The organism is Mycolicibacterium smegmatis, from assembly GCF_001457595.1.
GTDB classification, from domain to species: domain Bacteria; phylum Actinomycetota; class Actinomycetes; order Mycobacteriales; family Mycobacteriaceae; genus Mycobacterium; species Mycobacterium smegmatis.
This window is the reverse complement of the sequence record NZ_LN831039.1, coordinates 190133-203065: the sequence shown is the minus strand read 5'-3', so window position 1 is coordinate 203065 and position 12933 is coordinate 190133. Positions and strand designations below refer to the sequence as shown.

General features: G+C 67.5%; 11 protein-coding genes. 2 read left to right on the top strand and 9 right to left on the bottom strand.

Annotated elements, in window-relative coordinates; all coding sequences use genetic code 11:
- Window positions 1–16 precede the first annotated feature (16 nt).
- The gene (locus AT701_RS00870) at window positions 17–328 is read left to right on the top strand and encodes an Rv0250c family protein (protein WP_058124944.1); all 312 of its coding nucleotides are present in this window, start codon (window positions 17–19) and stop codon (window positions 326–328) included.
- A gap of 62 nt (window positions 329–390) precedes the next feature.
- On the opposite strand, the gene AT701_RS00865 is transcribed toward AT701_RS00870, so the two are convergent.
- The 7 genes from AT701_RS00865 to AT701_RS00835 form a co-directional block, all read right to left on the bottom strand.
- The gene (locus tag AT701_RS00865) at window positions 391–615 is read right to left on the bottom strand and encodes a formate dehydrogenase subunit delta (RefSeq protein ID WP_003891494.1); all 225 of its coding nucleotides are present in this window, start codon (window positions 613–615) and stop codon (window positions 391–393) included.
- A 1-nt stretch (window position 616) separates the two neighbouring features.
- Window positions 617–3436, bottom strand: coding sequence for a formate dehydrogenase subunit alpha (gene fdhF, locus AT701_RS00860; RefSeq protein ID WP_058124943.1), 2820 nt, complete (start codon window positions 3434–3436; stop codon window positions 617–619).
- Window positions 3433–5031, bottom strand: a complete 1599-nt coding sequence (locus tag AT701_RS00855) for a formate dehydrogenase beta subunit (RefSeq protein WP_058124942.1) — start codon at window positions 5029–5031, stop codon at window positions 3433–3435. Before AT701_RS00855 ends, fdhF begins: the two co-directional genes overlap by 4 nt.
- Window positions 5028–5513 carry a formate dehydrogenase subunit gamma gene (locus AT701_RS00850; protein ID WP_003891491.1) on the bottom strand — a complete coding sequence of 162 codons (486 nt, stop codon included), beginning with the start codon at window positions 5511–5513 and terminating at the stop codon, window positions 5028–5030. Before AT701_RS00850 ends, AT701_RS00855 begins: the two co-directional genes overlap by 4 nt.
- Before the next feature lie 102 nt (window positions 5514–5615).
- On the bottom strand, window positions 5616–6878 hold the full coding sequence (gene frc / locus AT701_RS00845; RefSeq protein ID WP_058124941.1) for a formyl-CoA transferase: 1263 nt from the start codon (window positions 6876–6878) through the stop codon (window positions 5616–5618).
- 68 nt (window positions 6879–6946) lie between these two features.
- Window positions 6947–8680, bottom strand: a complete 1734-nt coding sequence (gene oxc, locus AT701_RS00840) for an oxalyl-CoA decarboxylase (RefSeq protein WP_003891489.1) — start codon at window positions 8678–8680, stop codon at window positions 6947–6949.
- A gap of 159 nt (window positions 8681–8839) precedes the next feature.
- On the bottom strand, window positions 8840–9766 hold the full coding sequence (locus AT701_RS00835; protein WP_058124940.1) for a LysR family transcriptional regulator: 927 nt from the start codon (window positions 9764–9766) through the stop codon (window positions 8840–8842).
- A 106-nt stretch (window positions 9767–9872) separates the two neighbouring features.
- On the opposite strand from AT701_RS00835, the gene AT701_RS00830 reads away from it, so the two are divergent.
- The gene (locus AT701_RS00830) at window positions 9873–10343 is read left to right on the top strand and encodes a PAS domain-containing protein (RefSeq protein ID WP_011726705.1); all 471 of its coding nucleotides are present in this window, start codon (window positions 9873–9875) and stop codon (window positions 10341–10343) included.
- Window positions 10344–10384: 41 nt separating this feature from the next.
- Here the strand turns inward: AT701_RS00830 and pyk are convergent, their stop codons facing one another.
- A complete protein-coding gene (gene pyk, locus AT701_RS00825; RefSeq protein WP_011726704.1) occupies window positions 10385–11818 on the bottom strand; it encodes a pyruvate kinase in 1434 nt (477 codons plus the stop codon).
- A 10-nt stretch (window positions 11819–11828) separates the two neighbouring features.
- Entirely contained in the window at window positions 11829–12842 is a 1014-nt protein-coding gene (locus tag AT701_RS00820; protein ID WP_003891485.1) for a 2-dehydropantoate 2-reductase, read from the bottom strand.
- Between the last annotated feature and the right edge of the window lie 91 nt (window positions 12843–12933).

Genomic DNA, 12933 nt, shown 5'->3' with positions numbered 1-12933 from the left:
CCTTTCAAGGAGAGCCATGACCAGCTTCGCCGGAAACCCCGCAGTAGACAGCCTGCACCGGCTGATCGACAACCTCATGCACCACGTGAGTGCGCTTGAGGTGACCCATGGCCGCGTCCCGGCCGTACACCGCGTGGTCAACGACGTCGAGCGCATCCGCAACGGCATCGAAAGGCTCAAGATCGACCTCGCCGAGCTGGCACCAGCGGGTGTCCGCTCGTCTGCCGCCGCGGTCGAGAAGATCCAGATCCCGGACTCCGACTACGGCATCGACTTCTGGCGCGACGTCGACCACGAGGGCATCGCGGGCGTACGCCGCCACGCCTGACACACCGGACAAAAGATTTGGCCTGGGCCCCTCTCCGGGGCCCAGGCCAAAGTCGTTGCGGGTCAGCGTAACTGCGATGCGGCAGCCATGGCCACCGGTGTGAGCTCGCTGGCGTCGGCGTAGATCAGGCTGAACAGCCTGCGCTGCATCCGTGGCTCCCAGAACCGCCGGACGTGGTCGGCCACGGCCGCGGCCGCCTTGTCCTCGGGCAGGTAACCGAAGTGTGCGGCGATCTGGTTGATCAGCTTGATCTCGGTCGCCGTCGTGGGGGCTTCGTGAATCTGCATGTCACCTCACCAGTTCTGTCTCGGGGAGTTCATCGACCCTGGCTTCGGCCTGGCGGGCCGAAGGAGGCGCGAGGGCGACCTGCACGGCGGTCACCTTGTACTCGGGGCAGTTCGTGGCCCAGTCGGAGCTGTCCGTGGTCACGACGTTCGCCCCCGTTACGGGATAGTGGAACGTGGTGTAGACGACGCCGGTCGGCATCCGGTCGGAGATCTGCGCGTGCAGCGTGGTCTCCCCGACACGGCTGGCCAGGGTGACCAGATCACCGTCGGCGATCCCGCGCACCTCGGCGTCGTGCGGATGGATCTCCAGCACGTCCTCGGCATGCCAGGCGATGTTCGCCGTACGGCGGGTCTGCGCTCCGACGTTGTACTGACTGAGGATTCGGCCCGTGGTGAGGATCAGCGGGAACCGCCTGGTGCTGCGCTCGTCGGTCGGCACGAACGGCGTGGGCACGAACCTGCCGAGTCCCCTGGTGAACGCGTCGACGTGCATGATGGGCGTGCCCTCGGGAGCCTCTTCGTCACACGGCCACTGGATGCTGCCCAGCTGGTCCAGCTTGTCGAACGACACACCCGTGAACGTGGGTGTGAGCGCGGCGATCTCGTCCATGATCTGGCTGGGGTGGTCGTAGTGCATGGGATAACCCATCGCCGTCGCGATCCGGCAGACGATGTCCCACTCGTGCATACCGCTCTTGGGCTTCATCACCGCACGCACGCGGTTGATGCGGCGCTCGGCGTTGGTGAAGGTGCCGTCCTTCTCCAGGAACGACGCACCGGGCAGGAACACATGCGCGTACTTCGACGTCTCGTTGAGGAACAGGTCCTGCACCACCACGAGTTCCATCGACTCCAGCGCCGCGAGGACGTGCTTGACGTTCGGGTCGGACTGGGCGATGTCCTCGCCGTGCACGAACAGACCACGGAAGCTGCCCTCGATCGCGGCGTCGAACATGTTGGGGATGCGCAGCCCCGGCTCGGCCAACAGCTCGGTGCCCCACAGGTTCTCGAACACCTGGCGGACCGCGTCGTCGGACACGTGCCGGTAGCCGGGCAGCTCGTGCGGGAACGAACCCATGTCGCACGAACCCTGGACGTTGTTCTGGCCGCGCAGCGGGTTCACCCCGACGCCGTCGCGGCCGATGTTGCCGCACGCCATCGCCAGGTTCGCCATGCCCATCACCATGGTGGAGCCCTGGCTGTGCTCGGTCACCCCGAGGCCGTAGTAGATCGCGGCGTTCGGGGCCAGCGCGTACAGCCGGGCCGCGGCGCGCAGTTCCTCTGCGGGCACACCCGTGATCGCCTCGACCGCCTCAGGGCTGTTCTCCTCGCGTGCGATGAACTCGGCCCACTCCTCGAAGCCCTCACACCGCTCGGCCACGAACGACGCGTCGGTGAGACCCTCGGTCACCACCACGTGTGCCATGGCATTGACCACCGCGACGTTGGTGCCCGGCCGCAACTGCAGGTGATGGTCGGCCTCGATGTGTGGCGAGCGCACCAGGTCGATGCGGCGGGGGTCGACGACCACCAGCCGCGCCCCCTCCCGGATCCGCTGCTTCATGCGCGACGCGAACACCGGGTGCCCGTCGGTCGGGTTGGCGCCGATCACCACGATCACGTCGGCCTCGGCGACCGACCGGAAGTCCTGCGTGCCCGCGGATTCACCGAAGGTCTGCTTGAGGCCGTAGCCCGTGGGTGAGTGGCACACGCGGGCACACGTGTCGACGTTGTTGTTGCCGAATGCGGCGCGGACCATCTTCTGGACGACGTACACCTCTTCGTTGGTGCACCGCGATGATGTGATCGCGCCGATCGCGCCGGCGCCGTGGCGTTGCGAGATCTCCTGCATGCCGCGCGCGACGGTGTTGATCGCCTCGTCCCACTCGACCTCGCGCCACGGGTCGGTGATCTTGTCGCGGACCATCGGGCGCAGCACACGGTCCGGGTGTGTCGCATACCCGAACGCGAAGCGGCCCTTGACACATGAGTGACCCTCGTTGGCGCCGCCGGCCTTCTGCGGCACCATGCGTACCAGCTCGTCACCGCGCAGTTCGGCCTTGAACGAGCAACCGACGCCGCAGTACGCACATGTGGTGGTGACCGACCGGGTGGGGATGCCGAGCTCCACCACGGAGCGTTCCTGCAGCGTCGCCGTCGGGCACGCCTGCACACAGGCGCCGCACGACACGCATTCGGAGTCCATGAACAGCTCGCCGGCACCGGGAGAGACCTTCGACTCGAAGCCCCGGCCCTCGATGGTGAGCGCGAAGGTCCCCTGGATCTCGCCGCACGCCCGCACGCACCGCGAGCACGCGATGCACTTGGACGGGTCGAAGTCGAAATACGGGTTGCTGTGGTCGGGTTCGGCGTCGAAGTGGTTGGCGCCCTCGTAGCCGTAGCGCACCTGCCGCAACCCGACCACGCCTGCCATGTCCTGCAGTTCGCAGTCGCCGTTGGCCGGGCAGGTCAGGCAGTCCAGCGGGTGGTCGGAGATGTAGAGCTCCATGACGCTCTCGCGGAGCTTGGCGACCTTGGGGGTCTGGGTGTGCACCACCATGCCCTCGGCCACGGGCGTGGTGCACGACGCGGGTGTGCCACGGCGGCCGTCGATCTCGACCAGGCACAGCCGGCACGAGCCGAACGCGTCGAGCCGGTCGGTCGCGCACAACTTGGGTACGTCGATGCCCGCCTCGGCGGCCGCGCGCATCACCGATGTGCCTTCCGGGACGGACACCGGGATGCCGTCGACCTCGACGGTGACCGTCGCCGGTCCCGGCTTAGCGGGTGTACCGAAATCGGGTTCTGAGAGCAGTGTCATCGCGGGCCCTCCGTCCTCGCGCCCAGTGGCGCGGCCGTGGTATCCGCGCTCGGTTGGCGCGGGCCGAAATCGTCGGGGAAATGGGTGAGCGCGCTGCGCACGGGCATGGGCGTGAGCCCGCCCATCGCGCACAGCGACCCTTCGGTCATCACATCGCAGAGGTCGTCGAGCAGTGCGAGGTTCTCCTCGCGGTGGTCGCCGGCGGTGATCCGGTCGATGACCTCCATGCCGCGCACCGAGCCCACGCGGCACGGCGTGCACTTGCCGCACGATTCCGCGGCGCAGAATTCCATGGCGAACCGGGCCTGCGCGGCCATGTCGACGCTGTCGTCGAAGACGACGATGCCGCCGTGGCCCACCATGGCCCCGGCCTCGGCGAACGCCTCGTAATCCATGGGCAGGTCGAACCTGTCGCTGGGCAGATACGCACCGAGCGGGCCGCCGACCTGCACCGCGCGCACCGGGCGTCCCGAAAGTGTCCCGCCGCCATAGTGTTCCACGAGCTCACCGAGCGTGATGCCGAACGCACGCTCGACGATGCCGCCGCGGCGGATGTTGCCGCCCAGTTGGAAGATCTGTGTGCCACGGGATCGCCCGACACCGAAGTCGGCGTACGCCTGCGCGCCCTCGGCGAGGACCAGGGGCACGCTCGACAGCGTCAGGACGTTGTTCACCACGGTCGGCTTGCCGAACAGCCCGTTGATCGCGGGGATCGGCGGCTTGGCGCGGACCATACCGCGTTTGCCCTCAAGGCTTTCCAGCATCGAGGTTTCCTCACCGCAGATGTAGGCGCCGCCGCCGACACGTACGTGCATATCGAAGCGAAGCCCCGACCCCAGCACGTCGTCGCCGAGCCATCCGCGGCCACGCGCGATGTCGATCGCGGCGCGCATGGTCGCGATGGCGTCGGGATATTCGGAACGGATGTAGATGTAGCCCTCGGTGGCGCCGACCGCGTGGGCCGCGATCGTCATGCCCTCGATGAGCATGAACGGATCGCCTTCCATCACCATCCGGTCGGCGAACGTACCGCTGTCGCCCTCATCGGCGTTGCAGCACACGAACTTCAGCGCATCGGCGCAGTCCAGCACGGTCTTCCACTTGATGCCTGCGGGGAAACCCGCACCGCCGCGGCCGCGCAGACCGGAATCGGTGACCTCGGCGACGACCTCTGCCGGCGACATCTGCAGCGCCCGCCGCAGACCCGCGAGCCCGCCGTGCTCGAGATAGTCGTCGGGCGACACGGGGTCTGTGACGCCGATGCGCGCGAACGTCACGCGCTCCTGCGTCGCCATCCAGGGCAGGTCCTCGACGACGCCGACGCGCAGGGGATGCTCGGCCGCGTCGAACAGGCCGGCGCCGACCAGTTCGTCGACCTGACCGGGGGTGACGGGCCCGTAACCCACGCGGCCGTTCGGCGTCGCGACCTCGACGAGCGGTTCGAGCCATAACATGCCGCGGGAGCCGTTACGCACCAATCGGATCGATCGTCCGAGGCGCTCCGCTGCCGCGGTCAGTGCGTGGGCGACCTCATCGGCGCCGACGGATTTGGCCGCTGAGTCGCACGGCACGTAGACGGTGACCGGTTCGCTCATCGCGTCACCGCCGAATCGATGAGGGCCGACAGGCGCGCCTCGTCGAGCCGTCCGTAGAGCCTGCCGTCCACCTGGGCCGACGGGCCCAGTGCGCAGTTGCCGAGGCAGAAGACCTGCTCGGCCGTGAGCGTTCCGTCATCGGTGGTGTCCCCCAGTTGCACCCCGTGCCGGTCCTGCAGATGTGCGACCAGCCGCGAGGCGCCCAGGGCCTGGCAGGCCTCGGCGCGGCACACGCGGACCGTCGTGCGCCCGGCAGGTTCCGAGCGGAAGTCGTGGTAGAAGGTGATGACCCCGTGCACATCGGCACGGGACAGGTTGAGTTCTTCGGCGAGCACGGGGACGGCCTCGGCGGGCACACATCCCAGCCTCTCCTGGACCGCGTGCAGGATCGGCAGCAGCGGCCCGCGGTGGTCGCGATGGTCGGCGGCGATCTCACGGACCAGGGTCGCCACGCTGGTCTCCCCGGTGGTCGTGCGTTTCATGGGCTTCCTCCAGCAGACGGGGCGAAACCGGTCGGGCGGAATCGTTTTCGGTGACGAACACCGCCCCATGCCGGGTAGGCGACATGGGGCGGTGTGCGAGTGCTACGAACCGACGACGATCTTCTTGCGGTGGAACTCTTCGATCTGGTCGGCGTCGTAACCCAGGCCGGCCAGCACCTCGTCGGTGTGCTCACCGAGCAGCGGCGCACCCTTGATCTCGGGCTGGAAGGCCGAGAACTTGACCGGGCTGCCGACGGTGAGGAACGAACCGCGTCCCTTCTGGTCCACCTCGACGATGCTTCCGGACTTGCGCAGCGACGGATCGACCGCGAGTTCCTTCATGCTCATCACCGGGGCGCACGGCACCTCCCACTTGCGCAGGATGTCGACGGCCTCGTACTTGGTCTTGTCGGCCAGCCACTTCTCGATCTCGCCGAAGATCTCGAAGATCTTGTCCTGACGGGCCTTCGCGGTGTTGTACGCCGGATCCTCGGCCCACTCCGGGTGGCCGATGGCCTCGGCCGTACGGACCCAGTTCTGCTCCTGGATGGTGAAGTAGATGTAGGCGTTGGGGTCGGTCTCCCAGCCCTTGCACTTGAGCACCCAGCCCGGCTGGCCGCCGCCGCCGGCGTTGCCGCCACGCGGAACCGTGTCGCCGAACTCGCCGTGCGGGTACTGCGGGTACTCCTCGAGGTAGCCCACGGCCTCCAGGCGCTGCTGGTCACGCAGCTTCACACGGCACAGGTTGAGTACGGCGTCCTGCATCGAGGCCGACACCTTCTGGCCCTTGCCGGTCTTGTCGCGCTGGATCAGCGCGGTCAGGATGCCGATCAGCAGGTGCATACCGGTGTTGCTGTCACCGAGCGCCGCACCGCTGACGGTCGGCGGGCCATCCCAGAAGCCCGTGGTGGACGCGGCGCCACCGGCGCACTGTGCGACGTTCTCGTACACCTTCAGGTCGTTCCAGGTCGAGTCGTCGTTGAAGCCCTTGACCGAACCGAAGATCAGCCGAGGGTTCCACTTCTGCAGGGTCTCCCACGACAGCCCCATGCGGTCCAGCGCACCGGGTGCGAAGTTCTCCACCAGCACGTCGGCGTCGCGGATCAGCTTCTCCATGACCTCGAGGCCCTCGGGCGACTTGGTGTCGATGGCCAGCGACCGCTTGTTGCTGTTGAGCATCGTGAAGTACAGCGCGTCGACATCGGGGATGTCCCGCAGCTGCTTACGGGTCACGTCGCCGCCACCGGGACGCTCGACCTTGAGGACGTCGGCCCCGTACCAGGCCAGCATCTGGGTGCAGGCCGGTCCTGCCTGGACACCGGTGAAGTCGATCACCTTGATCCCTGAGAGGGGTAGCTCTGTCATGAGACAGTTCCTTTCATTGTTGGTGTTTCGGTGTGTTCGTGTTGATTCGAGGGATCGGCCCCCGGTACTCACTTGGTGCTGATGCCCTTGGGATTGAGATGCGCGATGTTGCCGCTCTCGGTGCCGTCGGACGGATCGATGACGCAGTCGATGAGCGCGGGACGTCCCGAGGCCAGTGCCTCGCGCAGCGCCGCCGCCACCTCGTCGGGGGTGGTGGCCTGATATCCCTTGCCGCCGAAGGCCTTGATCATGTACTCGTGCTGCGCGCGCAGTGCCGTCGGCGCGGGATCCGCGGTCGAACCCGATGCCTCGTCACCGCGGTACACACCGCTGTTGTTGAGGATCACCGTGACGATCGGAAGGTTGTAGCGGCAGATCGCCTCGAGTTCCATACCGCTGAACCCGAATGCGCTGTCACCTTCGATGGCGACCACCGGATCGCCGGTCTCGACGGCCGCGGCGATCGCGTAGCCCATGCCGATGCCCATCACGCCCCACGTGCCGCTGTCCAGCCGGTGCCGCGGAACCTGCATGCCGATGGTGTTGCGGGCCAGGTCGAGTGCGTTGGCGCCCTCGTTCACCACGTACACCTGCGGGTTGTCGGCGAGCACGTCGCGGATGGCCTGCAGGGCGCCGAGGAACTTCATCGGGTGCGCCGTGAGGGCGGCCTCCAGCCGGCCGCTCATCTTGGCGACATTCTGCTCGGACTTGGCCGCGAGCTCCTGACGCCACTCGGGGGCGACGCTGATCTGGCCGGGCTTGCTGCGCTCCAGCAGCGTCTCCACCACCGAGCTGATGTCACCGACCAGGGGTGCGGCGATGGGCTGGTTGCTGTCCATCTCCGTGGCCGAGATGTCGACCTGGATGAACTTGGCGTCGGGGTTCCACTGCGGCGCATCGCCGTGTCCCAGAAGCCAGTTCAGCCGGGCACCGACGAGCATGACCACGTCTGCACGCTTGAGCGCGAGCGACCGTGCCGTCGCGGCGGACTGCGGATGATCGTCGGGCAGCAGGCCTTTGGCCATCGACATCGGCACATAGGGGATGCCGGTGCTCTCGACGAACTCGCGGATGGTGTCGTCGGCCTGCGCGTAGGCGGCGCCCTTGCCCAGCACGATCAGCGGGCGCTCGGCGCCTGCGAGCAGCTCGATGGCCTTGTCGACCGCGTCGATCTCGGGCATCTGCTTGGGTGCGGGATCGACCACGCGCCACAGCGTCTTCTTGGCCTTCTCCGCGTCGATCACCTCACCGAGGACCGCGGCCGGGATGTCCAGGTAGACACCGCCGGGCCGACCCGATGCGGCCGTGCGGATCGCACGTGCGATGCCGCGTCCGATGTCCTCGGCGCGGGATACTCGGTAGGCCGCCTTGGCGAACAGCCTGGCCGCCGCCAGTTGGTCCATCTCCTCGTAGTCACCGCGCTGCAGGTCGACCAGGTGGCGTTCACTGGATCCCGAGATCTGGACCATCGGGAAGCAGTTGGTGGTGGCATTGGCAAGAGCGACAAGGCCGTTGAGGAAGCCAGGTGCCGAAACCGTCAGGCAGATGCCGGGCTTCTGGGTGAGGAAGCCGGCGGCGGCCGCAGCGTGTCCCGCGTCGCTCTCGTGCCGGAATCCGATGTAGCGCAAGCCTGATGCCTGGGCGAGGCGAGCGAGATCGGTGATCGGGATCCCGACGACCCCGTAGATGGTCTGTACGTCGTTGAGCTTCAGCGCATCGACGACCAGATGGATGCCATCGGTGAGTGCGCCGGGCTCGTCGGTACTCGCCGCCTCGGTGTCTCGCGTGGGAGCGACGGTCATGATGTGAGCCTTCCTAGCTGATGGGTTATTCCCTTACCAGGACTGACTTTTCACCTTGCAGCTCAGCCAGTCCAAGACCTGTCTTCAACCGGTCGATAAACGACGGTTATCACCTGGTCCGAGAAATGTGGCGTTGAGCAACGGGGAGTCAGTCGACATTCACTTGAGCAGCCAGTGTTCTGACTGCAGATCGAATTGATCGTCCAGGCGGGCGCCTGCGGCGACATTGACGAAGGCGCGCGCGGCCGCGGAGCCGCGGCCGGCGTGGATCGCGAGCGAGATCTGTGCTGTGGTCTCTGGTTCGATGAGCCGCACGGCTCTGGCCGCTCCCAGCTGGGGGACGGCCCGCAGCCACGTGTGGGGCACGACGCTCGCCCAGGCGCCGGTGGCCACCAGGGCATACAGCGATGCCACCGAGTCCGTTTCGACCTGCGGCGACGGCGTCACGCCGTTCTCGGCGAAGGCCTTGTCGATGAACTGCCGGAACCGCATGTGCGGCTCGAGCAGCGCCAGCGGCAACTGCGCGGCGTCGGACCACGTGATGGCGCGCGTACCGGGTGCCAGCTGATCTCCGGAGACCAGCAGCACGTACCGCTCCTTGTACAACGGCACCACCTCGAGCCCGGCTCGGTCCCCCGGCCCGAAATGGGCGATGGCCGCGTCGAGTTCGAAATCGCGGAGCTGTCGCAGCAATTCGGCCGAGGACAGCCGGGAGGATATGGAGACGTTGGCCTTCGGGTGCAGGTTGCAGAACGCCGCAACGGGGATGGCCGTCGTCGTCGACACCGTGGGCCCGGTGCCCAGCCGTAGCGTTCCGGAGATGCCGGTGCGCAACGCGGCCGCCTCGGCCTTGAGGCCGTCGTGCTCGGCCAGCAACCTCTTGGCCCACACCACGAGACGTTCGCCTTCGAGCGTGAGGCCCTCGAAGTTCTGGCCGCGGTGGATCAGCGTGACGTCGAGCTCGCGCTCGAGCTTGGCAATTGCTGTGGACAGCGCCGGTTGCGACACGTAGCAGACCTCGGCAGCCCTGGCGAAGTGACGTTCCCGGGCCACGGCGACGAAGTACTCCAACTGGCGCAACAGCATGAGCGTCCTTTCGGTCTCCGATCCTGTCCGACCGTTCCCTTTTGTATGCAGTATTCGGTATCCTGACACAGTACGCAATGCCGCGCCGTGATAAGAGGTAAATCCCGTGACCGAGACACCAACCGCCATCAGCGCCTCCTGGCTCGCCCAGGCGGTGGTGGACGCATCTTCCGAGGCCATCGTGGTGACCGACAAGGCCGGCGACATCGTGCTCTGGAACGACGGCGCGGCCCGCATGTTCGGGTTCACCGCGGCCGACGCGCTCGGACAGAGCCTGGACCTGATCATCCCGGAGAAGCAGCGCGACCGGCACTGGAAGGGTTACCACCAGACCATGGCCACGGGTGTCACCAAGTACGGCGACAGCATGCTGGCCGTCCCGGCAACGCACAAGGACGGCCACCGGCTGTCCATCGAGTTCAGCGTGGCTTTGCTGCGCGACGACACCGGCGAGATCGTCGGCATCTCGGCCATCATGCGCGAGGTGAGCGAGCGGCGTGCCGCCGAGCGCGCACTGCACGCCCGAATCGCCGAACTGCAGAACGAACTGAACGAGGTGCGCGCAGGGCTGTCCTGAACAACCCTGCGCCACACCTGCTCTCACGATCTCAATCGACTTCACTCGACACGGAGCACCCGGACCGAATCGGTGTACCCCGCGACACCGCTTCGGCTTCCGGAGACGACCACCACGACATCGCCGGGGTGGCACGCGCCCATGCTCAGCAACGCACGCGACACCTCGCCCGGCATGGATTCGGCCAGCTCCGTCGGTGCCAGCACCGCCGACTCGACACCCCACGAGAACGTCAGGCGCCCCCGCACCTCGTCGTCGTGCGCGAAGGCCAGCAGCGGCAGCGGTGACCGCTGCCGGGCCAACCGCAGCGCCGTGTCACCGGTGCGCGTGAAGCAGCACAGGGCCGCGGCGCCCAGCCGGCGTCCCACCTCGCAGGCCGCCACCGCGATCGCGTCACCGAACACCGCGTCCGTGCCGTTCACGGCCTCCACGAGCGCCGATTCGGGCGTCTCGCCCCGGCCAGAACCGCTCTCGGCGGCGACGACGATGCGTGCCATGGTGGCGACGGCGTGCGCCGGATCCGCGCCCACACTCGTCTCGGCCGAGAGCATCACCGCATCGGCCCTGTCGAACACCGCGTTGGCGACGTCGGACACCTCGGCACGTGTCGGGCGGCGGTCCGACACCATCGAATCGAGCATCTGCGTCGCCACGATCACGGGTTTGGCCGCCTGACGGCACAGGGCGATCGCGCGGCGCTGCACCAGCGGGATCTGCTCCAGGGGCATCTCCACGCCGAGATCGCCGCGCGCGACCATGAGACCGTCGAACGCCTCGACGATCGCGGGTAGGTCCGAAACCGCCTCAGGCTTCTCCAGTTTCGCGATGACCGGGACCCGGCGTCCCACCTCGTCCATGATCTTGTGCGCGAGCTCGACCTCCTCGGGTGCGCGCACGAACGACATCGCGATCATGTCCGCGCCGAGCTCCAGCGCGAACTTGAGATCCTCGATGTCCTTGTCCGACAACGGCGGAACGCTCACCGGGATGTTGGGCAGCGATATCCCCTTGTGGTCGCTGACCGGCCCGCCGTCGACGACCTCGCACCGGATGTCGGGACCGTCGACGGCCACCACGCGCAGATCCACGCGCCCGTCGTCGACCAACAGCCGGTCACCCGCGCGCACGTCCTGTGACAGGCCCGCGTAGGTCGTGGAGACCCGGTCGTGGTCACCCGGGCAGTCCTCCGTGGTGATCGTGACGTGCTCGCCCGTCGCCCATACGACGGGACCGTCGGCGAAACACCCCAGCCGGATCTTGGGCCCCTGCAGGTCCGCGAGGACGCCGACCACGCGGCCACGCTGGGCGGCGATCTCCCGGACCATGCCGTACAGCGCCGAGTGCTCGGCGTGGGTGCTGTGGCTGAAGTTCAGCCGGGCGACATCCATTCCGGCGTCGACGAGTTCGGTCAGTACCGACGACGTGGCCGTGGCCGGGCCCAACGTGCAGACGATCTTTGCGCGGCGATTCGCCATTTTCTTCTCCTTATCGAAGAGCCGGCTTGAGTGCCTGCTCCTGTGGCACCGCGGCGGGCACGGCCGTGCGTGCCAGCAGGTCGGTGGCGGCGTGCACGGTGCGCAGCGTGGGCGCAGGCGCACCGGTGAGGTCGGCCATCTCCACGACGGCGGTGACGATCGCGTCGAGCTCGAGCTGCTTGCCCGCTTCGAGGTCCTGCAGCATCGATGTCTTGTGGTGACCCACGTTCTCGGCACCACGCAAGCGCTTCTCGATGGAGATGTCGGGCTTGGCTCCCAGCCGCGACGCGATGTCGAGCGTCTCCTCCATGAGCTGGACCACGACCTGGCGCGTGTACGGGTTCTGGCAGATCTCGACCATGGTCGCCCTGGTCAGTGCGCTCAGTGGGTTGAACGCCACGTTGCCCATGAGCTTGATCCAGATGTCGCTGCGCAGATCGGCCTCCACGGGCGCCTTGAGGCCACCGGCGATCATGGCCTCGCTCAAGGCGATACACCGCTGCGAGATCTCGCCGCTCGGTTCGCCGATCGAGAACCGGGTGCCCTCGAGGTGGCGGATCACGCCCGGCGCCTCGATCGTGGTGGCCGGGTACACGACGCACCCGATCGCGCGCTCGGGTGCGAGCACAGCACTCGTCGCACCGCCTGGGTCGACCGCCTCGATGCGGCGGCCGCGGTAGGGACCCTGCAGTTCGTGGAAGTACCACCACGGGACGCCGTTCTGCGCCGCCAGCACGGCCGTGTGCTCGCCGAGCAGCGGTTCGATCAGCGGTCCGCAGGACGGGTAGCTGTGGGCCTTGAGGCCCAGGAAGACGTAGTCCACCGGACCGATCTCGTGCGGATCGTCCGTGGCGTTCGGGTGTGCGACGAAGTCGCCGCGGTCGCTGAGCACGCGCACGCCGTGCTCACGCATCGCATGTAGATGGGCATTGCGGGCGATCAGATGAACTTCCGCCCCGCCACGGTGCATGGCGGCGCCCCAGTACGCACCGATCGCGCCGGCGCCGACAACTGCAATTCTCACACGCCCTCCTTGTTTGTATTCTGTATGCCAACTCAGCCCGCGTGATTCCATATCCCCCGGTCAGGCTGATTCAGGGCTAAGATCCACCTAA